Source organism: Nocardia brasiliensis IFM 10847 (genome assembly GCF_000710915.1).
Lineage (GTDB): Bacteria > Actinomycetota > Actinomycetes > Mycobacteriales > Mycobacteriaceae > Nocardia > Nocardia brasiliensis_A.
Map to the genome: position 1 here is coordinate 1 of NZ_BAUA01000005.1, position 22,759 is coordinate 22,759.

Annotated in this window: 18 protein-coding genes and 1 tRNA gene; 5 read left to right on the top strand and 14 right to left on the bottom strand. The window is 68.6% G+C overall.

All coding sequences use genetic code 11. From position 1 onward, the window contains the following. From NBRGI_RS00635 to NBRGI_RS00660, 6 genes are all read right to left on the bottom strand, one after another. Positions 1-820 (bottom strand): serine/threonine-protein kinase (locus NBRGI_RS00635; RefSeq protein WP_036556863.1); only part of this gene is annotated, 820 nt, incomplete at its 3' end. 31 nt (positions 821-851) lie between these two features. Continuing rightward, on the bottom strand, positions 852-2,318 hold the full coding sequence (locus NBRGI_RS00640; protein WP_029892276.1) for a peptidoglycan D,D-transpeptidase FtsI family protein: 1,467 nt from the start codon (positions 2,316-2,318) through the stop codon (positions 852-854). Then, on the bottom strand, positions 2,315-3,805 hold the full coding sequence (locus NBRGI_RS00645; RefSeq protein WP_036556868.1) for an FtsW/RodA/SpoVE family cell cycle protein: 1,491 nt from the start codon (positions 3,803-3,805) through the stop codon (positions 2,315-2,317). The genes NBRGI_RS00640 and NBRGI_RS00645 overlap by 4 nt, the downstream gene beginning before the upstream one ends. Further along, positions 3,805-5,289 carry a PP2C family protein-serine/threonine phosphatase gene (locus NBRGI_RS00650; RefSeq protein ID WP_029892278.1) on the bottom strand — a complete coding sequence of 495 codons (1,485 nt, stop codon included), beginning with the start codon at positions 5,287-5,289 and terminating at the stop codon, positions 3,805-3,807. Before NBRGI_RS00650 ends, NBRGI_RS00645 begins: the two co-directional genes overlap by 1 nt. After that, a complete protein-coding gene (locus NBRGI_RS00655; protein WP_014980860.1) occupies positions 5,286-5,753 on the bottom strand; it encodes an FHA domain-containing protein FhaB/FipA in 468 nt (155 codons plus the stop codon). Before NBRGI_RS00655 ends, NBRGI_RS00650 begins: the two co-directional genes overlap by 4 nt. A 205-nt stretch (positions 5,754-5,958) precedes the next feature. Beyond that, complete coding sequence (locus NBRGI_RS00660) at positions 5,959-7,362, bottom strand: DUF3662 and FHA domain-containing protein (protein ID WP_029892279.1); 1,404 nt, start codon at positions 7,360-7,362, stop codon at positions 5,959-5,961. Between the two features lie 227 nt (positions 7,363-7,589). On the opposite strand from NBRGI_RS00660, the gene NBRGI_RS00665 reads away from it, so the two are divergent. Continuing rightward, a tRNA-Leu gene (locus NBRGI_RS00665) sits at positions 7,590-7,672 on the top strand. Positions 7,673-8,468: 796 nt separating this feature from the next. Next, positions 8,469-9,938, top strand: coding sequence for a lipase family protein (locus NBRGI_RS00670; RefSeq protein WP_228836711.1), 1,470 nt, complete (start codon positions 8,469-8,471; stop codon positions 9,936-9,938). A 62-nt stretch (positions 9,939-10,000) separates the two neighbouring features. On the opposite strand, the gene NBRGI_RS00675 is transcribed toward NBRGI_RS00670, so the two are convergent. Next, positions 10,001-11,170, bottom strand: a complete 1,170-nt coding sequence (locus NBRGI_RS00675; RefSeq protein ID WP_029892281.1) for an NADH:flavin oxidoreductase — start codon at positions 11,168-11,170, stop codon at positions 10,001-10,003. Between the two features lie 94 nt (positions 11,171-11,264). Between NBRGI_RS00675 and NBRGI_RS00680 the strand changes: the two genes are divergently transcribed. Continuing rightward, positions 11,265-12,032, top strand: a complete 768-nt coding sequence (locus NBRGI_RS00680) for an SDR family NAD(P)-dependent oxidoreductase (protein ID WP_029892282.1) — start codon at positions 11,265-11,267, stop codon at positions 12,030-12,032. Positions 12,033-12,038: 6 nt separating this feature from the next. Here the strand turns inward: NBRGI_RS00680 and NBRGI_RS00685 are convergent, their stop codons facing one another. Beyond that, entirely contained in the window at positions 12,039-12,674 is a 636-nt protein-coding gene (locus NBRGI_RS00685; protein WP_029892283.1) for a class I SAM-dependent methyltransferase, read from the bottom strand. A gap of 116 nt (positions 12,675-12,790) precedes the next feature. Here NBRGI_RS00685 and NBRGI_RS00690 point away from each other — a divergent pair, with 116 nt between their 5' ends. Next, a complete protein-coding gene (locus NBRGI_RS00690; RefSeq protein WP_029892284.1) occupies positions 12,791-14,203 on the top strand; it encodes a hypothetical protein in 1,413 nt (470 codons plus the stop codon). Between the two features lie 1,333 nt (positions 14,204-15,536). Here the strand turns inward: NBRGI_RS00690 and NBRGI_RS00695 are convergent. Beyond that, positions 15,537-16,553: a stage II sporulation protein M gene (locus NBRGI_RS00695; RefSeq protein WP_029892285.1), complete on the bottom strand. Its 1,017-nt coding sequence runs from the start codon at positions 16,551-16,553 to the stop codon at positions 15,537-15,539. A 42-nt stretch (positions 16,554-16,595) separates the two neighbouring features. Here NBRGI_RS00695 and NBRGI_RS00700 point away from each other — a divergent pair, with 42 nt between their 5' ends. Continuing rightward, positions 16,596-17,411 carry an RDD family protein gene (locus NBRGI_RS00700; RefSeq protein WP_036556877.1) on the top strand — a complete coding sequence of 272 codons (816 nt, stop codon included), beginning with the start codon at positions 16,596-16,598 and terminating at the stop codon, positions 17,409-17,411. A 19-nt stretch (positions 17,412-17,430) separates the two neighbouring features. On the opposite strand, the gene add is transcribed toward NBRGI_RS00700, so the two are convergent. From add to NBRGI_RS00725, 5 genes are all read right to left on the bottom strand, one after another. After that, on the bottom strand, positions 17,431-18,441 hold the full coding sequence (add, locus tag NBRGI_RS00705; protein ID WP_029892287.1) for an adenosine deaminase: 1,011 nt from the start codon (positions 18,439-18,441) through the stop codon (positions 17,431-17,433). Between the two features lie 56 nt (positions 18,442-18,497). Then, positions 18,498-19,832: a DUF58 domain-containing protein gene (locus NBRGI_RS00710; RefSeq protein ID WP_148310638.1), complete on the bottom strand. Its 1,335-nt coding sequence runs from the start codon at positions 19,830-19,832 to the stop codon at positions 18,498-18,500. A gap of 2 nt (positions 19,833-19,834) precedes the next feature. Beyond that, positions 19,835-20,821, bottom strand: a complete 987-nt coding sequence (locus NBRGI_RS00715; RefSeq protein WP_029892289.1) for an AAA family ATPase — start codon at positions 20,819-20,821, stop codon at positions 19,835-19,837. 61 nt (positions 20,822-20,882) lie between these two features. Beyond that, positions 20,883-21,962, bottom strand: coding sequence for a DUF4129 domain-containing protein (locus tag NBRGI_RS00720; RefSeq protein ID WP_029892290.1), 1,080 nt, complete (start codon positions 21,960-21,962; stop codon positions 20,883-20,885). Then, entirely contained in the window at positions 21,959-22,756 is a 798-nt protein-coding gene (locus tag NBRGI_RS00725) for a hypothetical protein (protein WP_235210803.1), read from the bottom strand. The genes NBRGI_RS00720 and NBRGI_RS00725 overlap by 4 nt, the downstream gene beginning before the upstream one ends. Between the last annotated feature and the right edge of the window lie 3 nt (positions 22,757-22,759).

Sequence of the window (22,759 nt, forward strand, 5' to 3'; positions counted from 1 at the left end):
GCACCGCGGCCACCGCGTCGGCGAACTCGCCGCCGCTGGCGTAGCGCAGGTTCGGGTCCTTGCCCATGGTGATCTCGATCAGCTCGCGCACGTTGCCGGGCAGATCGCCGGGCATCGGCGGCGGCGCCTCGCGGACATGCTTCATCGCGACCGTGATCGCGCCGTCCCCGCTGAACGGCCGGGTCCCGGCCAGCGCCTCGTAGCCGACGACGCCGAGCGAATACACGTCGCTGGCGGCGGTGGCGTCCTCGCCGACCGCCTGCTCCGGCGCGATGTACTGGGCGGTGCCCATCACCATGCCGGTCTTGGTCACCGGCGAGGCGTCCACGGCCTTGGCGATGCCGAAGTCGGTGATCTTCACCTGACCGGTCGGCGTCACCAGGATGTTGCCCGGCTTCACGTCCCGGTGCACGACTCCGGCCCGGTGCGCCACGTCGAGCGCGCGCCCGGTCTGCTCGAGCATGTCGAGCCCCTGGCCGACGGAGAGCCGGCCGAGCCGGTTCAGCACCGTGTTCAACGGCTCGCCCTGCACCAGTTCCATGACCAGGTAGGCGGTTTCACTGCCCTGCGGGTCGGTGGTCTCGCCGTAGTCGTAGATGCCCGCGATCCCGGGGTGGTTCAGTTGGGCGGTGGTCTTGGCCTCGGTGCGGAACCGATGCCGGAACGTCGGGTCGGCGGAGAACTCCGACTTGAGCACCTTGACCGCCACCCGGCGATCCAGCCGGGTGTCCAGCGCCTCCCAGACCTGGCCCATGCCGCCGGTCGCGATCAGCCGTTGCAGCCGATAGCGGTTGGCGATCATCGCACCGTTGTTCAGCATCCCCGTACCTTCACTCGCACATCCATCTCGTTCAGCCCCCTCGCAGACCGGCGTCCAGCACCGCACGCGCGACCGGCGCGGCCACCGAACCGCCGGTCGCGGCCAGCGCCCGATCGCCGCCGTTCTCCACGACCACCGCGATGGCGATCTTCGGATTCTGGGCGGGCGCGAAGGCGATGTACCAGGCGTGCGGTGGGGTTTTGCGGGGATCGCTGCCGTGCTCGGCGGTGCCGGTCTTGGAAGCGATCTGATAGCGGGACTTGTTACCTCCGGCGGTGTTGCTTTCCGAGGCGATCATCAGATTCGTCAGCGAAGACGCTACCTGTGCGCTGACCGCTTGGCCGACCGAGACCGGCTTGGTTTTCGACAACTCACTGAGGTCGGGTCCCTGCAGTTGGTCGACCAGGTACGGCTGCATCCGGACCCCGCCGTTGGCCACGGTCGCGGCGATCACCGCGTTGTCCAGCGGCGTCAGTGCCACGTCGCGCTGTCCGATGCTGCTCTGGGCCAGCGCGGCGTTGTCCGAGATGGGGCCGACGGTGCCCTCGGCGACCGGGATCGGGATATCGCGGTGTGTACCGATACCGAAGGCGGCTGCCTCGTCCTTGAGGTTCGCGGCGCCCACCTTGACACCGAGTTCGGCGAACGCGGTGTTGCACGAGAGCCGGAACGCGTCGTACAGCGAGGCGGTCGGGCCGGGGCCGCAGTTGCTGCCGTTGTAGTTCTCCAGCGTGGTGCTGGTGCCCGGCAGCGTGATGTTCGGCGCCGCGGTGAACTGGTCCTCCGGCGTCGCGACGTTGTTCGCCAGCGCCGCGGCGGTGACCACCACCTTGAACGTGGAACCCGGCGGGTAGGTCTGCGAGACAGCGCGATTCAGCATCGGCTGGCGCTCGTCGGCGCTGAGCTCCTCCCACGCCTTGGTGCCGCTCGCGCCGTCGTGCCCGGACAACAGGTTGGGGTCGTAGCTCGGCGTGGACACCATGGTGAGGATCTTGCCGGTGCTCGGCTCGATCGCCACCACCGAACCGGTGTAACCCTTGCTGGTCAACTGGTCGTAGGCGACCTGCTGCATGGCCGGGTCGAGCGTGGTGATCACGTTGCCGCCGCGCGGATCCCGGCCGGACACCATGTCGACCAGCCGTTGCCCGAACAGATGACTGTCCGACCCGTTGAGCACCGAGTCCTCGGCCCGCTCGAGTCCCGTGGTCTTGTATTGGATCGAGTAGAACCCGGTGACCGGGGCGTAGGCCTCCGGCGAGGTCGGGTAGGTGCGCAGGTACTTGTAGCGGTCGTCGGTGGCGACCGAATTCGCCAGCACGGTGCCGCCCGCGGAGATCTGCCCGCGCTGGCGCGAGTATTCGTCGAGCAGCACGCGGTTGTTGCGCGGATCGGTGCGTAGATCGTCGGCCTTGATCACCTGGACGTAGGTGGCGTTGAGCAGCAGCGCGACGATCATCACCATCACGGCGATCGCGACCCGGCGTAGGGGAGTGTTCATGTCGCGGGCCCCGCTTCCGGTCGGCCGCCCTCGGGCTTGCGCAGCAACTCGGTCGTCGCGTCCGCGATCGGCGCGGCGGGCACGCTCTTGCGGGCGGGCGCGGGCGCGCGGGCCGCGTCGGAAACCTTGATCAGCAACGCGAGCAGCGCGTAGTTGGCCAGCAGCGAGGAACCGCCGTAGGACATGAACGGCGTGGTGAGGCCGGTGAGCGGGATCAGCTTGGTGACACCGCCGACCACCACGAACAACTGGATGGCGATGGTGAACGCCAGCCCGGCCGCCAGCAGCTTGCCGAAGCTGTCGCGCACGGCGAGCGCGGTGCGCAGGCCGCGCACGATGAACACCAGGAACAGCACCAGCACCGCGGTGAGCCCGATCAGCCCGAGTTCCTCACCGATCGTGGTGATGATGAAGTCGGTCTTGGCGAAGGGCACCTGGTTGGGGCGCCCGCTGCCCAGGCCGGTGCCCGCGAGACCGCCGGTGGCCAGGCCGAACAGCGACTGCGAGATCTGGTAGCCGGTGTTGTTGTAGTCGTCGAACGGGTGCAGCCAGGTCTGCGTGCGGACCTGGACGTGCCCGAAGGTCTGGTAGGCGAACACGAAGCCGAGGCCGAGCAGCGCGCCGCCGATGATCAGCCAGCCCACCCGCTCGGTGGCGATGTAGAGCATCACCAGCACCGTGCCGAAGATCAGCAGCGAGGTGCCGAGGTCCTTCTCGAAGACGAGCACCCCGACGCAGACGATCCAGACCACCACGATCGGACCGAGGTCGCGGCCGCGCGGGAACTCCATGCCGAGCAGGTGCCGGCCGGCCGCGGTGAACAGGTCGCGCTTGGCCACCAGCACCGAGGCGAAGAAGATGATCAGCAGGATCTTCGCGAACTCGGCGGGCTGAATGTTGAAGCCCGGCACCTTGATCCAGTTCTTGGAGCCGTTGATCTCGGAGAACCGGCTCGGCAGCAGCGCGGGCATGGCCAGCGCGACGAGCCCGACCAGCCCGAGGGTGTAGCTGTAGCGCGCCAGCGTGCGGTAGTCCCGCAGGGCGATCAGCAGCACGACGAACACCACCATGCCGAGACCGGTCCACAGGATCTGCTTGTTGGCGTCGGGGGAGGGCATCGACCACGAGTTGTAGACCGCGGTCTGCTGATCGGCCAGGTCGAGCCGGTGGATCAGCACCAGGCCGAGCCCGTTCAACAGCGCGACGATCGGCAGCAGCAGCGGGTCGGCGAACGGGGCGAACCGGCGCACCGCCAGATGCGCCACGCCGAACAAACCGAGATAGGCGGCACCGTATTTGGCGATATCCCAGGTCAGCGACTGCTCCTGACTGGCCTCGACCAGGAACAGCGCGGCCGTGGTGATCACTGCCGCGCCCGCCAGCAGCAACAGTTCGACATTGCGTCGAGTGCTCGGCGGGGGCGCGGGAGCGAAGCCGCCGGGAGGACTGGGAAAAGCCCCAGCGGACGGCGGTGCCGGTGCGGACATCAGTCCGTCACCCGGCAGTTCTCCCCCGCGATCTGGGGGTTCGACGACGTGGTCGACGGCGGAACCGGAGCCTCCGACTTGGTCGGTGTGGGGCGCGCATCACCGGGGCCCGGCGCGGGCTCGACGGTGGTGGTGGGGGCACTGCTGGTGGCCGGGGGCAACGGCGGCTGCGGATCGGCGGGCTGGGGCAGCACACCCGGCTGCGGCACCGACTCCTTCACCGGGCACGGCGGCAGCAGCTCGCCCTGCGCGATGGAGCGCATCTGCTCCTTGGCGCGATCCAGCGAGCCCGGCGGCAGACCACGGCCGACCTGCTCGCGGCCGGTCTGCTTGAGATCGGTGACCTTCAGCTGCTTGCACGCCGACGGCAGATCGGCGCCCGGATTCACCAGCGAGAGCTCACCGGTCTTGGTGACGCAGCCAACCTGATTCACGTCGTGGATCGAGTAGCCGAGCACCGAACCCGGTAACCCGCGCAGGATCACCACCGAGCCGTTGTCGGCCCCGACGTAGTAGTTGCTGCGAATCATCTTGTAGCCGACCAGCAATCCGACGCTGACCGCGACCACCAGCGCCACCGCGAGCATGATCCAGCGCAGCTTGTGCGACTTGCCCTTGGCCTCCGGCTCCGGTGCCGCCGCCGCCCGGCGCGGTGCCGCGCGCGGCGGACGCATCGCCGCCGCCCGGCCCGCCGCGGTATTCGGCGGTGGCGTGTCCTCGTCCACCCCGGACGCCGCACCGGCGACGATCGGATGGCTCTGGCCGTAATCGAGATCGATCACATCCGCGACGACCACCGTGACGTTGTCCGGGCCGCCGCTGCGCAGCGCGAGCTCGATGAGCCGGTCGGCGCACTCGTCGGTGGAACCCTCGCGCATGGTGTTCGCGATGGTCTCGTCGCTCACCACATCGGAGAGGCCGTCGGAGCACAGCAGGTAGCGATCACCCGCGCGCGCCTCCCGCATGATCAGCGTCGGCTCGATCTCGTTGCCGGTGAGCGCGCGCATGATCAGCGAACGCTGCGGATGGGTGTGCGCCTGCTCGGGCGTGATCCGGCCCTCGTCGACCAGCGACTGCACGAACGTGTCGTCCCTGGTGATCTGGGCGAGCTCGCCGCCGCGCAGCAGATAGGCGCGGGAGTCACCGATATGGACCAGGCCCAGCTTCTTGCCCGCGAACAGGATCGCGGTGAGCGTGGTGCCCATCCCGTCCAGCTCGGGCTCCTCCTCGACCTGATCGGCGATCGCGGCATTGCCCTCCCGCGTCGCCGTGTCGAGCTTGCCGAGCAGATCGTCGCCCGGCTCGTCGTCGTCCAGATGCGCCAGCGCGGCGATCATCAGCTGCGAGGCCACCTCGCCCGCGGCATGGCCGCCCATGCCGTCGGCGAGCGCGAGCAGCCGTGCGCCCGCGTAGACGGAGTCTTCGTTGTTGCCTCGGACGAGACCGCGGTCGCTGCGCGCTGCGTAGCGGAGAACGAGTGTCACGATCGCAACTCGATCACTGTTTTGCCGACACGGACCGGAGTGCCGAGCGGAACCCGCACGGCGGTGGTGACTTTCGCGCGATCGAGATAGGTGCCGTTCGTCGAACCGAGATCTTCGACGTACCAATCGTCGCCGCGGGGAGACAGTCGCGCGTGTCTGGTCGAGGCGTAGTCATCGGTGAGCACCAGCGTGGAATCGTCCGCACGCCCGATCAGCACCGGTTGGGTGCCTAGCGAGATGCGGGTGCCGGCGAGTGAACCTTGAGTCACCACAAGAAATTTGGCGCCCTTCTGGCCCCGGCTGAAGGAGGGCAGCACCGCGGAACCGCGTGCGGCCCTGGGCTGGATCCGAATGCCGGATGCCGCGTAGATGTCGCTGCGCAAGGTGCGCAGCACCGCCCACACGAACAACCACAACAGCAGAAGGAACCCCGCACGGGTCAGTTGCAGGATCAGTCCCTGCACGGCGCTCCACCTCCTGTTCGACCGTGTATGTCGGTGCCGTAGGTGCGGTTCGACCACCCCCACCAGCATGCTGGTCTTGCCGACCCCGGTATCCGGTGCCGTGCGTGTGTTGGCAGCATCATAGGGCCGAAGGTCGATTTCGATCACGATACGACCGACGAATCCCTGATGGCCAAGTCGTGACCGGCATCGCGAGCTTACGGGATCAGACGATACGGATCAGGATCTCGGAGTGCCCGGCGCGGATGACGTCCCCGTCGGCGAGCTGCCAGTCCTGCACGGGCGAACCGTTGACCAGCGTGCCGTTGGTGGAACCCAGATCCGACAGCATCGCGGTCGAACCGTCCCAGCGGACCTCGATATGCCTGCGCGAGACACCGGTGTCGGGCAGCCGGAAATGCGCGTCCTGGCCGCGGCCGATGATGTTGCTGCCCTCGCGCAACTGGTAGGTGCGGCCGCTGCCGTCGTCGAGCTGAAGAGTCGCGGAATAGCCCGAACCGGCCTGCGGGGCAGCGCCGTACGCCGGCGCGGCGCCATAGCCCGGCTGCTGGCCGTACCCCGGCTGCTGCGAATAGGCCTGGCCGTAACCGCCCTGGTCGTCCTGGCCGTACGCAGCCGGCTCGGCGTAGGCCTGATCGCCGTAACCCGGCTCGGCATAGCCCTGCTGGCCGTACCCCGGCTGGGCGTAGCCCTGACCTTGCTGGCCGTACGCCGGATCCGCGTACGCCTGATCGCCATAGCCTTGCTGGCCGTAACCCGGCTGGCCGTACCCCGGCTCCTGGTAACCCTGCTGGCCGTAGCCGGGCTCCTGATAGCCCTGCTGGCCGTAGCCGGGCTCCTGGTAACCCTGCTGACCGTAAGCGCGATCGGCATAGCCCGGCTGCTGGCCGTACCCCGGCTCCTGATAGCCCGGCTGACCGTAAGCCTGACCACCCTGCTGGTAGTCATAGCCGTTCTGGTACTCGCCATACCCCTGCTGCGCGTCCGGCGCCTGATAGTCGGCCGAACCATACGGTGCAGCGCCACGACCGTAGTCCTCGCGGTACGCGCCGTTCTGCGGACCGCCGCGACCAGCAGGCGGTGGGGCGTACCCGCGGTTGCGTGGATCGGACTCCGCGGGCTCACGGCTCGGGTCGTAGCCTGAGTTCTGCGTCATGGGGCCAGCTCCTGGTTGCGGGTTATCAGGTCGTTGTGGCGGGGGTTCGGGGCTGTGAGCTGGTGTAGCTCGGCGACCGATGTCCGGGTCGACCCGGCCGCTTGCCCTGAACTGTCCGGTGTGCAGCGTAGGTGATGCCTCGAAAGCCACGTGTACTTCGCCGTAGGTCTGCCACCCTTGCTCCCGGATGTAATCCTGCAGATGCTTGGCGAACGCGCGGGTCGTGAGGTCGTGATCGGCATCCAGTTGCTGGTGATCCGAAGAATTGATCGTGATCACATAGCTGTTGGGCGCCAACAGATGTCCGCCGCCGAGCTCCTGGACATGATCGGCGGCCTCCTGCTGCAGCGCCGCCTCCACCTCCTGCGGCACGACGTTCCCGCCGAACACCCGAGCGAACACGTCACCGACGGCGCCCTGCAGACGACGCTCGAACCGTGAAACGATGCCCATCTCGGCCTCCCTTCGGTGAGCGTCAGTTCTTCGGATCCGTAACAACGACACGCGGATATGGCGTGTCGCGTATTGAGCACGTTCATTGCATGATATCCACGATCGTCCACACCTGTAACTCTTGGCGCGATCAGCAGGTTCCCCGGCTTGTCCAGCCCCCGCGTCACCAGCCGACAAGCACGATTTCGTGTCCGCGCGTGGTGCGTGATACTGTCTCGGAGTCGCTCGGGCGAGTGGCGGAATGGCAGACGCGCTGGCTTCAGGTGCCAGTGTCCTTCGGGACGTGGGGGTTCAAGTCCCCCTTCGCCCACCCGTTGCACTCGTGCAAGGCCCATGCTCATGGAGAGCATGGGCCTTGCTCGTTTCACTCGTATTTTGTGGGGGCGCAGCCCCCACGCCCGCTCGGCGGGCTTTGCCCCGAACCCCCATTCCTGTGTTGTTTACGCGTCCGGGGTTTGCGGGGTGGGTGCGTTTCGTGTTGGGGGTGCGGCGTTGTTCGTGGTGGCGGCGTTGTCCGGGCGGCCCCGCTGGTGGTGCTGGGGCGCGTGTCGGGGGAGCCTTCAGTGTGGTTTGCGTTGGAGTCGTCACTCTTTGTGGTGTGGGGCTATCACTGGCCGTCCTGAGGGGGCTGTTGCTCTCGCGATGAAGTGGGTTGTCGGTCTCTGTCGCTGGGCAGTCGCTCTCGCGATGAAGCGCTGCGACTTTGGGGGACTGTCACTGTTCGTCTCTGGGGGCTATCACTCTGCGCCCGTGCAAGGCAATCACTCTCAGCTGTGTGGCGGTAGGGCCTCGTTGTGGAGGGGAATACTTCATGGCGGTCTGATGGGCGGGTGGACAAACGTTTTGGTGGTGTGGGGCGGCGTTTGCTTCCAAGGGATGTCGGGGAACGGGGAAAGTGGGAACTGATTTTCGGCGAAACGCAATAATTCTTCGATTCATTGCACGGGGTTTCGTGGTGGCGGCGCTATGCTCGCCCGCGAAACTATCCCGAATCGGGCGTTTCCCCAACGCTTACGCGTCACTCGTGTCTTCTGCGTGCGCGAAATGTGACGCCGTTCGTGGATCTTCCCAGAAATGTTCCACTCTCCTACTGCGAAGGATCGCGTATGAATGTGCTCGGAACAGGGTCGCGGCGCCGATTAATCGTGACGCTGGCGGCTACCGCGGCGGTGGCCGTGCAGGCGGCGGCCGCGGGGTTCGCGGCAGCCGAACCGGAACCCGTTGGGCAGCAAGGGCCTTACCCGGTGTATCCGCAGCTGCCGTTTCCGGTGCCGCCGGCGACGCCGTGGCACGATCACGGGATACTCGGCCGCTTCCAGGGGCATGATCCGTCGTTCTACTATCCGCCCGCCGAGCTGGTCGCCTCGAAGGAGCCGGGCGAGATCATCGCGGCCCGGGAAATGGTGCCGTCCTTCTTCTCCCTGGTGCCGCTCGACGTGGACGCCTGGCAGCTGTCCTACCGGTCGACCAACACGCGCAACGAGCCCATCGCCGCGATCACCACGGTGCTGAAACCGCGTGGCAGCAAGCCGGATCGGATGATCTCCTACCAGTTGCCGCAGGACTCGCTCGCACCGCACTGCGCGCCGTCGCAGACGGTGCAGCAGGCCACCGTGCCGTCGAACTATCGCGGCACGTTCGCCCCGGACAGCGAAATGCTGATTCCGCTGTACGCGATTTCACAGGGCTGGGCGGTTTCGCTGCCGGACCACGAAGGACCCGCGAATGCGTTCGGCGCCGGGCCGCTGGCCGGAATGGTGACCCTGGACGGCGTGCGCGCTGCGGAGAATTTCGCGCAGATGTCGCTGGATCGGGGCGCCGACACGATGGTCGGTTTGATCGGTAACTCGGGCGGCGCCATTGCCGCGGGCTGGGCCGCGGAAATGAAAGAACAGTACGCCCCCGAACTGAATATCGTCGGCGTCGCGGAAGGTGGCGTTCCCGCGGATATGACGGCGATGGTCGATCTGGCGAACAGCCAGCTGGCTGCCGGGCTCATCTACTCGGGCGTGCTCGGTGTCGCCCGCGAATATCCCGAACTGCAGGAGTATTTCGACCAGCACATGAATCCGCTGGGCAAAGCGATGGTCGGACCGCAGAGCAACATGTGCATGGGCTGGAACGTGAGCACGATGTTCCCGTTCCTCAATATCAAGGGACTGTTCGACTCCCCGGACGTCACGCGTGAGCCGGTGCCCGCCGCGGTGCTGGAGAAGGTGAAGATGGGCAAGAGCGTGCCCAAGATGCCGATGTTCATCTACCAGTCCAATCCGGACTGGGTGGCGCCGGTCGGCCCGGTCAACAAGCTGGTCGACACCTACTGCGCGGATCCGGACGCGCGCGTGGAGTACAACCGCACGCACGCCAACGAGGGCTACAGCCTCTTCGTCACCGCGCAGCCGCGCGTGATGTCCTGGATGAAGGACCGGTTCGACCGGGTCCCGGTGGCCAACGGCTGCATCCGCAACGACGTCGCCGGCATCGCGTTGGAAGGTGAAGCGCTGCAGGAATTCGCGGCCGCGGTCGGTCCGCGTGCCGCCGAGCTGTCCGAGCGGGCGATCCGCGAGATCAACTGAGCGACAGCACGAACGCCAGGGCCCCGGATCCGTGGATCCGGGGCCCTTTTCGTACAGCGACGTCAGGCCGGGGTGGTCAGGACACAGCGGGTGCCCCGGTAGATGGTCGGCATGCAGCGGTTGCAGTGGGTGCACTCTGAGACCTCGGCCGCCTCGGCGCTCATCCGCCCGACCAGGCCGGGATCGTGCAGCAGCGCCCGTGCCATCGCGACGAACTCGAATCCGTTGGCCATCGCGAGCTCGATCGACGAGCGCGAGGCGATGCCGCCGAGCAGGACCAGCGGCAGCGCGAGTTCGGCGCGGAAGCGGCGCGCCTCGTCGAGCAGGTAGGCCTCGTGGAAGGGATAGGTGCGCAGGAAGCGGCGACCGGCCAACCGGATCCCGGCCCGTTGCGGCTGCGGGAACTGGTCGGCGAATTCGCGCAGCGGCACGTCTCCCCGGAACAGATACATCGGATTGCGCAGCGAACTGCCGACCGTCAGCTCGAGCGCGTCGAGGTTGCCGTCCTGCGCGAGCCACCGTGCGACGGCCAGACTTTCGTCACCGCGGAAACCGCGGGGCACCCCGTCGTCCATGTTGAACTTCGCCAGCACCGCGATCTCGCCGCCGACCTCCTGCCGCACCGCGTCGGCGGTCTGGCGAGCCAGCCGCGCCCGGTTGACCAGGGTGCCGCCGTACTCGTCGGAGCGCTTGTTCAGCGCCGGGCTGAGGAACGAGCTGATCAGATAATTGTGGCCGAAGTGCAGTTCCACGGCATCGAATCCGGACTCGACCGCCAGGCGGGCGGCCCGGGCGTGCGCGGCGATGATCCGGCGGATGTCCGCGCCGGTCGCGGACTGGGTGAGGCGCAGGCTGATCGGGCTGAACTGCCGGCTCGGCGCGAGCGCGGGCACGCGATTGGACGCCGCGTTGGCGACCGGGCCCGCGTGGCCGAGTTGCGCCGATACCGCGCCGCCTGCCTCGTGCACCGTGTCGGTGAGCTTGCGCAGTCCGGGTACCGCCTCGGGACGCATCCAGATCTGGTGCCGGTCGGTGCGACCCTCCGGCGCGACCGCGCAGTACGCGACGGTGGTCAGCCCCGCGCCGCCCGCGGCGACCGCGCGATGGAAGGCGATGAGTTCGTCGGTGACCAAGGCGTCGGGCGTGCGTCCCTCGAACGTCGCGGCCTTGATGATCCGGTTGCGCAGCTGAACCGGCCCGAGCTCGGCCGGCTGGAACGCGTCGTGCGGCATGGGTCCACACTAGAACGTGTTTCAGTTTTGTGTTCGGGAAATGGGAGGACCGAAGTGTCTTGACTCACAATGAGAACCTGTTCTAATTCTTGACATGCGCAGATATGACGGCCGCCGCGTGGTGGTGACGGGAGCTGGATCCGGCATCGGACAGGGCATCGCCCTGCGGCTGCTGGATGAGGGGGCGCAGTTGGTCGCCGCCGATATCGATGAGCCGGGCCTGGCGGCCACGGCGGAGAAGGCGGGTGACGCGGCGCAGCGGCTGCGGACCGTCGCGGTGAACGTCGCGGACCCGGACTCGGTGCGTACCGCGACCGGCGCGGCGCTCGAATTCCTCGGCGGGCTCGACGTGCTGGTGAACGGCGCGGGCATCCTCCGCCCGGCGCGCACCCACGAGATGCCGCTGGAGGTGTGGAATCAGGTGCTCTCGGTGAATCTCACCGGAACCTTTCTGATGACCCAGTCCGCGCTGCCCGCCCTGCTCGAATCCGGGCACGGCGTGGTGGTGAACCTCTCCTCGACCGCGGCGTTCAGTGCGGCGCCCTACCTCGCGGCGTACGCGGCGTCGAAGGGCGGCGTCAACGCCTTCACCCACGCCATCGCACTGGAGTACGCCAAGCAGGGGCTGCGCGCGGTGAACATCGTGCCCGCCGGGATCACCAGCGGTATCACCACGAAGTCCATCCTCGACCAGCCGGAAGGGTTCGATCACAAGCTGTTCGCCCGGATGACCGGCTGGCTCAACGGCGGCGCGCTCGGCAGTCCCGAGGACATCGCGGGCGTGGTGGCGATGGTCGCGTCGGAGGACGGCCGCTATATGACCGGCACCGAGATCCGGATCGACGGCGGTGCGTTGATGTAGGTGCGGTCAGGGCGTGGCGATCAGCAGATGATAGGAAATCGGCTGTGTCGCGATCTGCTGATGGTCCACGGTACAGCCCGCCTGCTCCAGGGCGGCGATCACCTCGGCCACCGGGCGGAGCCGGAAACCGTAAGGCGTGAACGGTATCTTCGCCATGGTGTCCGGATCGCCGATATCGATGACGATCCGTCCGCCCGGTCGCACCACCCGGACGAGTTCGGCGCAGGCCGCGTCCAGGTCCGCCACGAAGTAGATGGTGTTGACCGTGATCGCGCCGTCGAGGCTGTGGTCCGCGAGCGGCAACGCGGTGAGCGAGCCCTCGGAAAGGCGCAGCCGGCCCGCGGTGATCTCGCGCGCGAACGCGGACCTGGCCCGGGTCAGCATGTCCGGTGAGATCTCCACGCCGTGCACGGTGCCGCTGTTGCCGATGCGCGCCAGCAGCAGGGAAAGCCCTGCGCCGCCGCCGAATCCGAGGTCGGCCGCGGTCTGGCCGGGCCGGATCGCGGCGGCCGCCACCGCGGCCTCGATGGCGCGCTTGTTCGCGCGGTTGAGCACCACCGCGACGCCGCGCCCGAGCAGGCCGTGGGGATTACCGAGCTGACCGGCCACCGTCGACAGGACGCGGGCCCGCACACCGTTCATAGGGCCATGGTATCCATCGCGGCGTGGCAGTTCGGATCATCGACGTTTCCAATACTGTGCCGAGAGCGCCCGTTTCGGTTCGATCGGACGCAGTGTCACCGACCCGAGAGACCGCGATGCGTACGCTGCTGATGTTTCTGGCCGGCTGTCTCCTCATGGCGTGGCCCGGTTCGGCCGCGGCCGCCGCGCCGTGGGGACCGCTCGCCCCGGCCAACCCGTTCCTCGGCCCACTCGGCACCTCGACCATGCACGGCGATGCGGGTTCCTCGGACGCCACGCCGCTGGCCGGACCCGGTACGGCAGCGGTGCCGCTCGCCGGATATCCGCTGCTCTCGGCCTGCCCCACGCTGCTGGAGGGATCCGACAACCTGGTGGTCGCGCTGTGCACGGCGATCGCCGGGCAGATCCCGACGGTGCATCTGCTCGATCCGGCGGCCACCGGACCGGTCGGGCATTCGCTCGCCGCGCTCCCGCTGACCAAGGGCAGTCTGCTCGGCGGCGTCTACGCCTACCTGGACAACGCGGATCGCCTCGTCGTCGTGGACGGCGGCAACCGGCTGCTCCGCATCGGGCATTCGCGCGACACGGCCGGGACGTGGCAGTTCACGAGCGCGGTCGCGGCGGATCTCAGTGCGGTGATCCCGTTGGGGGACAACGTGACCGGGCTGGTGCCGGACTGGTCGGGCAACGTCTGGTTCGCGACGGGTCGCGGCGTGGCAGGGCTGGTCACGCCCGCAGGCGCCATCGCGACGGTGGCGCTGCCCGCGGGGGAGCAGGTGGCCAACAGCATTTCGGCGGCGCCGAGCGGGCGGATCGCGGTGGCGACGACGCACGCGCTCTATGAGTTGTCGGCCGATAGCGCGGGCCGGCCCGAGATCCAGTGGCGCGCGGCCTATGACCGCGGCTCCGCGCGCAAGCCGGGGCAACTCAGCTGGGGCACCGGGTCGACGCCCACGTACTTCGGGCCGGATACCGGGGCCGACTATCTGACCATCGTCGACAACGCCGACGGACAGGTCAACGCGTTGGTATTCCGTTCGGGCACCGGTCAGTTGGTGTGCACGCAGCCGGTGCTGACGAAGGGCGGTGCGGGCAGCGAGAATTCGCCGATCGGGATCGGCCGCTCCGTCTTCGTCGCGAGCACCTACGGCTATCCCTATCCCAAGGTGCCGGAGGACGCGGGCCCTGCGGTGCCGTCCACCGCGCCGTTCGTCGGCGGCATGACCAGGGTCGATGTGGATGAAAACGGTTGTCACACGGTGTGGGAGAACGAGGTGCGCAGCGCGGCCGTGCCGCGCCTGTCCATTCCCGACGCGGCGGTGTACACCGTGGCCCGGGTGGGTCCGGATACGACGACACCACTGGACGGCTATGCGTTCACCGTGCTCGATCCGGCAACCGGAGCGGTGACCGCACGACATCCCTTGCCCGGCACGCTGATCGACGACCCGTTGCAGACTTCGCCGTTGCTCACCCGCGGCGGGCGGGTGTTGCAGGGCACGATCACCGGAATTCTGCGCATCGGCTGAGTCCCGCTCCCGGCGCTGCCATCTCGACCGAGGTGATCCGGATACCGGTGTCGCACAGATCGGTTCGGCGGTTATCCACAGGTGGTTGGGGGCGGCTCCGTCCTGTGGATAGAGCTGTGCGCTGCTCGAGGATGGCCAGGCGTGGTCCGCTGGGGATAAGCCGTCGACAGCGGGGGTCGGTAGGGTTCGCCAGCTTCGGTGGCCCGTACTGCGAGGCTGTGGATGATGCTGTCGGTTGTTTCTGGATGGCCGGACGCTGTTCATCTCCGCTTTGCCGCCGCGACCTCGAGAATCCGGCGGTGCCGCATCCCGAAACGCCTGGCTCGAGGCTGTGGATGAAAGCGTGGCCGGGTGCGGAAAGCGACCGGCAGAGCTGTTGACGCTCCGTCCCCATTGGGGATGGGCGGAGGGTGCCGGCGTGTGGACATCGATGCCATCGGGCCGCATGCACAGCGGTGGCGACAAGGTGTGCCGAACCTGTGCACAGTGGTGGAGTACGCGTCATGCCCAGCCTGTGCACGAGCCGGACGGGCGGTGTGGAAACGCCGGACGTCCTGAGCACGCGTCGCCGCCACCGTTCGTGGCGATAGGCCAGCGCAAGGGAGCGCTCGCGGCGTTCCGGTGTGTCGCCCCCGCGTGTCTGTGCCGCGGAACGCTTGCCCCCGTGTCGATTTCGCGCCTTTCGCCGGGTCTGCGCCGCAGGTGAGGCGAAGATCACACCGGATGCGAAAGTTGCGGCCGTGGTGCTGAACCCGCGCCTCCCGCGCCTGGTTGCGACGGCTCCGCAATGTCTGGTTATTCCTGATCTTGTCATGACACACGCATGTGCACGGGCCGTTCAACTAGGCACACGTCGTGTTAAATACGCCGTAAACAGACCTGAAGTCGCTTTCTGTTCATCCATTGTCCAGCTATCGCCAACTTCTGCGCTGAACATGCAGCTAGGGCCGCCTGCGGCGGAACATCGACTGATCTACGTCGGGAGGGCAGCTAATCGCCCGGGGAATGTTTGTACCGCCACGAAACGGATAAAGCGAGACCTGCGGATTCGTGGGAGGGCGCGAAAATCGATGCCCCGAATCCGGGGTTCCGGCGAGCGCTACGAGTTAGCTAGAACTCTGAAAAACCATGCTCTCACAAGGGTTAGCTGGCTCGCTGCTTTATACGCTTGACACGAGCGACGAGGGTTGCATCGGCATAACGATTGTGTAGAGTCAACGGCAACGCTGGCCGCAGCTGAGCACGACTCGCTGCGGCCAGCGGAACTCAAATGGGGGATACCGCAACCGAACCGTGACACGGCGTAGCTGTCGGTTGCCCGAACCCACTTCGCTCAGCGTGTGCTCGCGGTTGTCTGCGCGCCACCGATCACCCCGGCACCCGAGGTCTCCGCTTCGTGCTCGGCCTTGTCCAGGACCACGCGCCGGCCCACACCGAACACGTAGACCAGGAAAAACGCTTCCGCGGTGAACCCGATGGCGATGCGCACCGGGGCGGGCAGCGGGCTCGGCGTCACGAACCCTTCGATGCAGCCGCACACCAGCAGCACCCCGACCAACCCGAGCGCGATCGTCGCGGTGGCCCGGCCTTGGCGCGCCACCGCCTCCACGCGGCTCAGCCGGTCCGGGTCGATCAGCGTCCAACCCAATTTCAGACCCGCGCCTCCGGCGACGAAAATCGCGGTCAGCTCGAGCGTGCCGTGCGGCAGGATGAACCCGAAGAACGCGTCGAGGCGCCCGGCATCGGCCATCAGCCCGGCCGAGACACCCAGGTTGAGCGCGTTCATGAACAGCAGATACACCGCGGGCAGGATCAGCACGCCGGTGAACAGGGCGATGGCGGTCACCCACGCGTTGTTGGTCCACACCTGTGCGGCGAAGGCGCCCTGCGGATGCTCGGAGTAGTAGGTCTCGAACGCGCCGCCGCGCGCCGTCAGCCCGCTGGTGTCGTCGGGGATGCCGAGAACCGTACGCGCCGAATCGAATCGGTCCACCCAGATGGCCAGACCGGCGGAGACGAGCAGGAACACCGCCGCGACGCCGGCCCACCACGGCCAGGTCCGATACAGCGCGGCCGGAAAGCGATGGGTGAAGAACCGGCCGATCTCCGACCAGGTGTCGGCCCTGCTGCCGAGCACTCGTCCGCGCGCCCGCGTGAGGATCGCGCTCAAACCGGCGATCAGTTCGGGATCGGGACTGTGCGACTGCAACCTGGCCAGCTGCTGAGAGGTGCGCCGGTACAGCATGACGAGTTCGTCGGCCTCCGCGCCGGAGAGCTTGCCGCGCGCGGACAGCTGATCCAGCCGCTCCCACGCCCTGCGGTGCGCGAAACTGTATGCGTCTACGTCCATCGGTTGCCTCCCACTACCGCCGGTCGCAAGAATGCTATCGACATGGCTGAATTCACCACCGGCGAAGCGGTCGCGCTCGAGCTGCCGATCGCCCGGATCCCGACGCGGGCCGCCGCGTTCCTCATCGACGCGGTGGCACAGTTCGCGCTGGCTTCGGTGCTGTTCGTGCTGGCCGTCGCCCTGCTGCTGCCCAACGGGGCGGACACGGCCTGGCTGAGTGTCGCGGTGATCGTCACCCTCGTCACCGTGCTGGTGGGATATCCGGTGGCATGCGAAACCCTTTCGCGCGGAAGGACGCTCGGGAAACTGCTGCTGGGCCTGCGGGTGGTGCGCGCCGACGGCGGCCCGATCGACTTCCGGCACGCGCTCACCCGCGGACTGGCCAGCGCCATCGTCGACTTCTGGATGCTCGGTGCGCTCGGCGCGGTCGCCGTGCTCACCTCCGTGTGTTCTCCGAACGCGCGCCGGGTCGGCGATGTGCTGGCGGGCACCGTGGTGGTGCACGCGCAGCGCGCGCTGCCGGCGCCGTTGCTCGCGGTGCCGCCGCCGTGGCTGGTCGGCTGGACCGCGCAGTTGGAACTGGCCGGATTGCCGGACGATCTGGCGCTCGCGGTCCGGCAGTACCTGAGCCGGTTCAAGACCCTCACGCCGCAGGTACAGCATCAGCTGGGCAGCGCGCTCGTCGCCGCGGTCTGCGCACGGTTGCAGGTGCCCGCGCCGAGCGGCTACCCGCCGTTGCAGATCCTCGGTGCGATCATCGCCGAGCGGCAACGCCGCGTGCTGCCACCGCCGCTGTTCCCGGTGTTTCCGCGCGGCCCGATCGGGCCACCCGCGGTTCCCGGCGTCGCGGTGCAGTGAGGCGCGCGAACACCGCGGGCTAGGTGGCGGCGTAGTCGTCGACCTCCTGGAGGAAGCGATCCAGTCGGGCCGGGGTGATCCACGAGGCCCGGAAAGAGTTCTTCGCGAGCGTGATCAGCTGCGCCCGGTCGAGTCCCGCGTGTTCGGCCAGCGCCACGTAGTTGTCCGCGGCGTAGGCGCCGAAGTAAGCGGGGTCGTCGCTGTTGATCGTCACGGTGAGTCCGCGGCCGAGCAGGGCCACGATCTCGTCGGACTTCATCTGGGTGGTGACGAACGAATTCGACACCGGACAACAGGTGAGCCCGATCCCCTTGGACTTGGCCAGTTCGACCAGCCGTTCGTCCTCGACGATATTGGTGCCGTGGTCGAGGCGGTCGACGGCGATGTCCTCCAGCGCCTGCCGGATGTGCTCGATCGAATCCTGCTGGTCGATATCGCAGTGCATGGTCAGCAGGAAACCTTCGCGGCGGGCGCGCGCGAACACGGCCGCGAACTTGCTCGGTGGGTTGCCCCGCTCGTCGGAGTCGAGCCCGACCCCGATGATCCAGTCGCGGTACGGCAGCGCCTCCAGCAGTGTCGCCATCGCGTACTCGGCGGAGTAGTCGCGCAGGAAGCACAGGATCAGCTCGGCCGAGATGCCGAATTCGCGCCGGGCTTGCACGATGGCCGAGCGATATCCGTTGATCACGGTGGCGAACGGGACACCGCGCCCGGTGTGCGCCTGCGGGTCGAAGAACATCTCGACATGCCGCACGCCCTGCGCGTGCGCCCTGGTCAGGTAGTCGAAGGCCAGGTCATGGAAGTCCGCCGGTTCCTGCAGCACCGCCATGGCGGGGTAGTAGACCTGGAGGAACGACGTCAGGTCATGGAACTGGTAGGTCTGCTTGATCTCGTCGACCGTCCGCTGGGGCAGCTCCATTCCGTTGCGCTGCGCCAGCCGGAACTTCAACTCGGGTTCGAGCGTCCCCTCCAAGTGCAGATGCAACTCGGCCTTGGGCAACCCGCGGACGAACGAGGCAAGATCGGACATGGGTCCATCATGCGCCTCGCGGTGTCGGCGGCACGCCGAATTCCGGTGCCGCCGGACTACATGGTGCCGGACTGTTTGAGTTCGAGGTATTCGTCGGCGAGGGCCTCGGGGAGGCGGTCGGGGGAGGCGGCGACCACCGCGATACCGGTGCGACGCAGCGATTCCTGGACGAGGGCGCGCTCGGCGAGGATGGTTTCGGCGGCCGCGGCCGGGTAGAGATCGGCCCGGCCGGTGCGGCGGGCGGCGGCCGCGGCGATGTCGGGATCGGTGACCGAGACGATCAGCACGCGGTGGCGCTGGGCCAGGGTCGGCAGCACCGGCAGCAGGTTCTCCTCGACCGCGGCACCGTCGAGGCTGGTGAACCAGACGATCAGGCTGCGCCGCCGGGTGCGCTGGATGGCGGCGCGCACCAGGCCCGCGCTGTCGGTGTCGACGAGTTCCGGGGTGACCCCCGCCATCGCGTGCATCAGCTTCAGCTGCAACCCTTTTCCGCTGATGCCGCGCACCTCGGCGCGCGGTTCGCGGTCGAAGGCCAGCAGATCGACCGAGTCGCCTGCCGCCGCGGCGAGCCCGCCGAGCAGCAGCGCCGCCTCGACGGCCGCGTCCAGCCGGGTGCCGTCGCCGACCCGGCCCGCGCTGATCCGGCCGGTGTCCAGCAGCATCAGCATGTGCCGGTGGCGTTCGGGACGCCAGGTGCGCACCAGCACGTCGGTCGCGCGGGCGGTGGCGCGCCAGTCGATGGCGCGCACGTCGTCACCCGCGACGTACTCGCGGAACGAATCGAATTCGGTGCCCTGTCCGCGCAGGTTGGCCACGTTGCGGCCCTCGAGGTGTTGCAGCCGTTTGACTTTCGAACGCAGCAGCCGCTCGCTGCGGAACTGCGGCAGTGCGCGCACCCGGGCCGGAACCCGGCGCCGGGACTGCGTTCCGGCGAGCCCGAGCGGGCCGATCAGCCGCACCGTCACCGCGCCCGCCACCCGGTCACCGCGCTGGGCCGGGGTGAGCGTGGTGCGCCAGCGGACCAGCGTGGCGGGCGCGAGATCCAGCCGGTGCGTGCGGTTTTCGGCGCGGGCGCTGTCGGGCCAGTCGTCCCACACGATGCCGCGCAGCGGCTTGGCGCCGTTGTTCACCGCGACCAGTTCCACCTCGGTGGCGCGACCCAGCCGGACGGTGGTCAGCGGCGGCCGGGACAGGCCGAGATCACCGGCCCGGCCCACCGTGCCGAGGTCGAACAGCACGGCGGCGGCCAGTATCGCGGTCGCCACGACCACGCCGATCCAGGACGGCACGACGAACGTGACGAGCAGCGCCAGCACCCCCGCGAGTGCGGCGAGGCGGCCGGTGACCACCGGCTGGGGGCGGCCGACGGAATCGGCGGGGCGGGCGCGCACCGCTACACCGGAACCGGGACCGAGAGCAGCAGCGACGTCATGACACCCTCGGTGGTCACGCCGTCCAGCTCCGCCTCCGGCCGCAGCTGCAACCGGTGCCGGAGTACCGCGACGGCAACGGATTTCACGTCGTCGGGGGTGACGAACCCGCGCCCGTTCAACCAGGCGAACGCGCGCGCGGCCGCCATCAGCGCGGTCGCGCCACGGGTGGACGCGCCGTGCTGCACCGCCGGAGCCATCCGGGTGGCCCGGCAGATGTCGACCGTGTACGCGAGCACTTCGGGACTGATCGTCACCGTGCCGACGGCGGCGCGGCCCGCGGCGATATGGGCCGGGCCGGCCACCGGACGCAGGCCCGCCGCGACCAGATCGCGCGGATCGAAGCCGGCGGCGTGGCGCTGCAGGATGCGGAATTCGTCTTCCCGGCCGGGCAGTTGGACGTCGACCTTGAACAGGAACCGGTCCAGCTGGGCCTCCGGCAGCGGATAGGTGCCCTCCTGCTCGATCGGGTTCTGCGTGGCGACCACGACGAACGGGTCGGGCAGCGGCCGCGGCTTGCCGTCCACCGAAACCTGGCGCTCCTCCATCGATTCCAACAGCGCCGACTGGGTTTTCGGGGGCGTGCGGTTGATCTCGTCGGCCAGCAGCAGATTGGTGAACACCGGTCCGTGCCGGAAGGTGAACTCGGCCGAGTGCGGATCGTAGATCTGGGAGCCGGTGACATCGCCCGGCATCAGGTCCGGGGTGAACTGCACCCTGGTGTGCTGCAGGTCCAACGCCGTCGCCAACGCCCGCACCAGCAGCGTCTTCGCCACCCCGGGCACCCCCTCGAGCAGCACGTGCCCGCGGCAGAGCAGCGCGAGCACCAGGTACATGATCGCGTTGTCGTTGCCGACCACCGCCTTGCCGATCTCGGCGCGCAACGCGGTGAACGCCGCGCCCGCCTCCGCGGCGGTGGGGCCGTGGTTGGTGTCGGTGGGAATGGTCATTGGACCTCCAGTGTCAGGTGGGGGTTCCCGGCGGCCGGGCAAGCGTGCGGCGGCTGCGGTCTCATCCGAGCTCCGCCTCGAGCCATTCGAGTTGGGTGGCGACGAGTTCCAGCGTTTCCACGTCGGGCACCGGCCCGTACAGCGCGGTGCCGAGCTGGGCGGGGTCGGTGCCGGTGCGCGCGGCCAGCGCGCCGACGAGCCGTTCCGGCGGGGTATCGGCGGTCAGACCCAGGGTCGGGCGGATCCGGCGTAGGGTGGCCCCGCGCAGTTTCGCGGCGACGTGCTCGTAGTCCTTCGAGCGCCGGTACAGCGCGGCTTGCCCGGCCAGCAGTTCGTTCGCGGCGACCTCGACCGGGCGCGGTTCGCGCACCAGGGCGCCGCGCCTGCGCGCCCGCCACCAGACCACGACCGCGGCGGCGATCAGGAATTGCACCGCGCCGAAGAACACCGGTGCGGGTAACCGCTCCCAGATCGGGTCGTCGCCCGCTCCGAAACCCGACCCGGAGCCGGACCCGCTGGGCCGCGGCGGTGTCGGCGGCTTCGAAGGGTTCGGCGGCTCGGGCGCGGTCGGCGCACCGCACGATTGCAGCGCGGCATAGAGCAGCAGCAAGAGCGCGGCGAGTCCGGCGAGACCGGCCCAGAACCGCGGGTCGCGCAGCAGCGCGGGCAGCGGCGGCACTCGCCTGCGGGTGCGCGGCGCCTGCTCGCTGACCTCGACCTCGGTGGGCGGCACCACCGGCGGCGGGGCGGCTTCGGAGAACCGGTCGGCGTATTCGAGCCTGCGGTATTCGTCCTCGGTCGCCCGGCGGCCGCCGTAGACCACCTCGTCGAAACTGTGTGCGGCGGGGTGCAATTCGGTCGCGCCGTCGCTGGGCAGCGCGGTCGTGACGTCGTCGGCGGTCTCCCGGGCGGTGCGAGAGCGGCGGACCTCGAGTACGCCGCGCTGCTCCAAGCCCCGCAGCACGGCGCGAAAACGTTCCCGCAGCGCGGCATCGAAATCGCGGCGCTGCGCGGCCTGTTCGGCGGCCGCGCGATGTTCGGCGGCGGCGCCGAGGCGCGGTGGGCCGGGCGGCTGGTCCGAGCCTGCGTCGAACGGCGCTGCGTTGTCGCGGAAGTCGTTGGTGTCGTGGAAGTCGTTCATCGCGCCTCGGTGCCTGGCACGTGGATGTCCAAACCCTCACGGCGGCAGCGCCGGTCGACGTAGCCGACCACCCGGGTGGCCGACTCGACGATCTCGCCGAACGCGGCGATCAGCAGCGCACCCGAGGTGAGCAGCACAATGATCGCCCAGCGCCGGGTGCCGGAGAAATCCGACAGATAGAACGGAATACCCAGCAGCGGCACGCAGAGCAGCGCGAGCAGGCAGCGGTGCGCGACCCACAGCCAGGTGAACTGCCAGTCCGCCCCGGCGACAAGCAGTTTCGACCGAGCCACGGCGCCGCGATGTGGGGCCTGCTCGACGAACATCACCGGTACCGCGACGAACCGTTTGGCGCGCAACCAGCCCAGCCAGAGCACGCCGAACGGCAGCGTGATGATCAGTACGCCGCTCAGCGCGAGCACGCTCACCCCGACCAGGGTGTACAGCACCTGGAACACGAGCAGCGCCCCGGCCGTCGCGCTCAACCGCCCGAGCGCGGTGGCCGCGCCGATCGGAGCGCCCGCGATACTCCCCAGCCCGATCGCCACGGTCGTGCCGCGCAGCACGAAACGCAGCACCCACACGCAGGCCGCCGTGGACAGGATCGCCGCCCACGCGGTACCCGCGTCAGAGCCTTCGGTGAGGGACGAGAAAACCGCGGTGAGCGCGACGACCACGAGCTCGGCGACCACGATGCCGGGCAGGCTCACCCGCAGCAGCGCGGGCAGATTCGCCTGGATCAGCGCGAACGGCACATCCAGGAGTTCACGGAAGGTCATCGGACGGATCGGCACCGT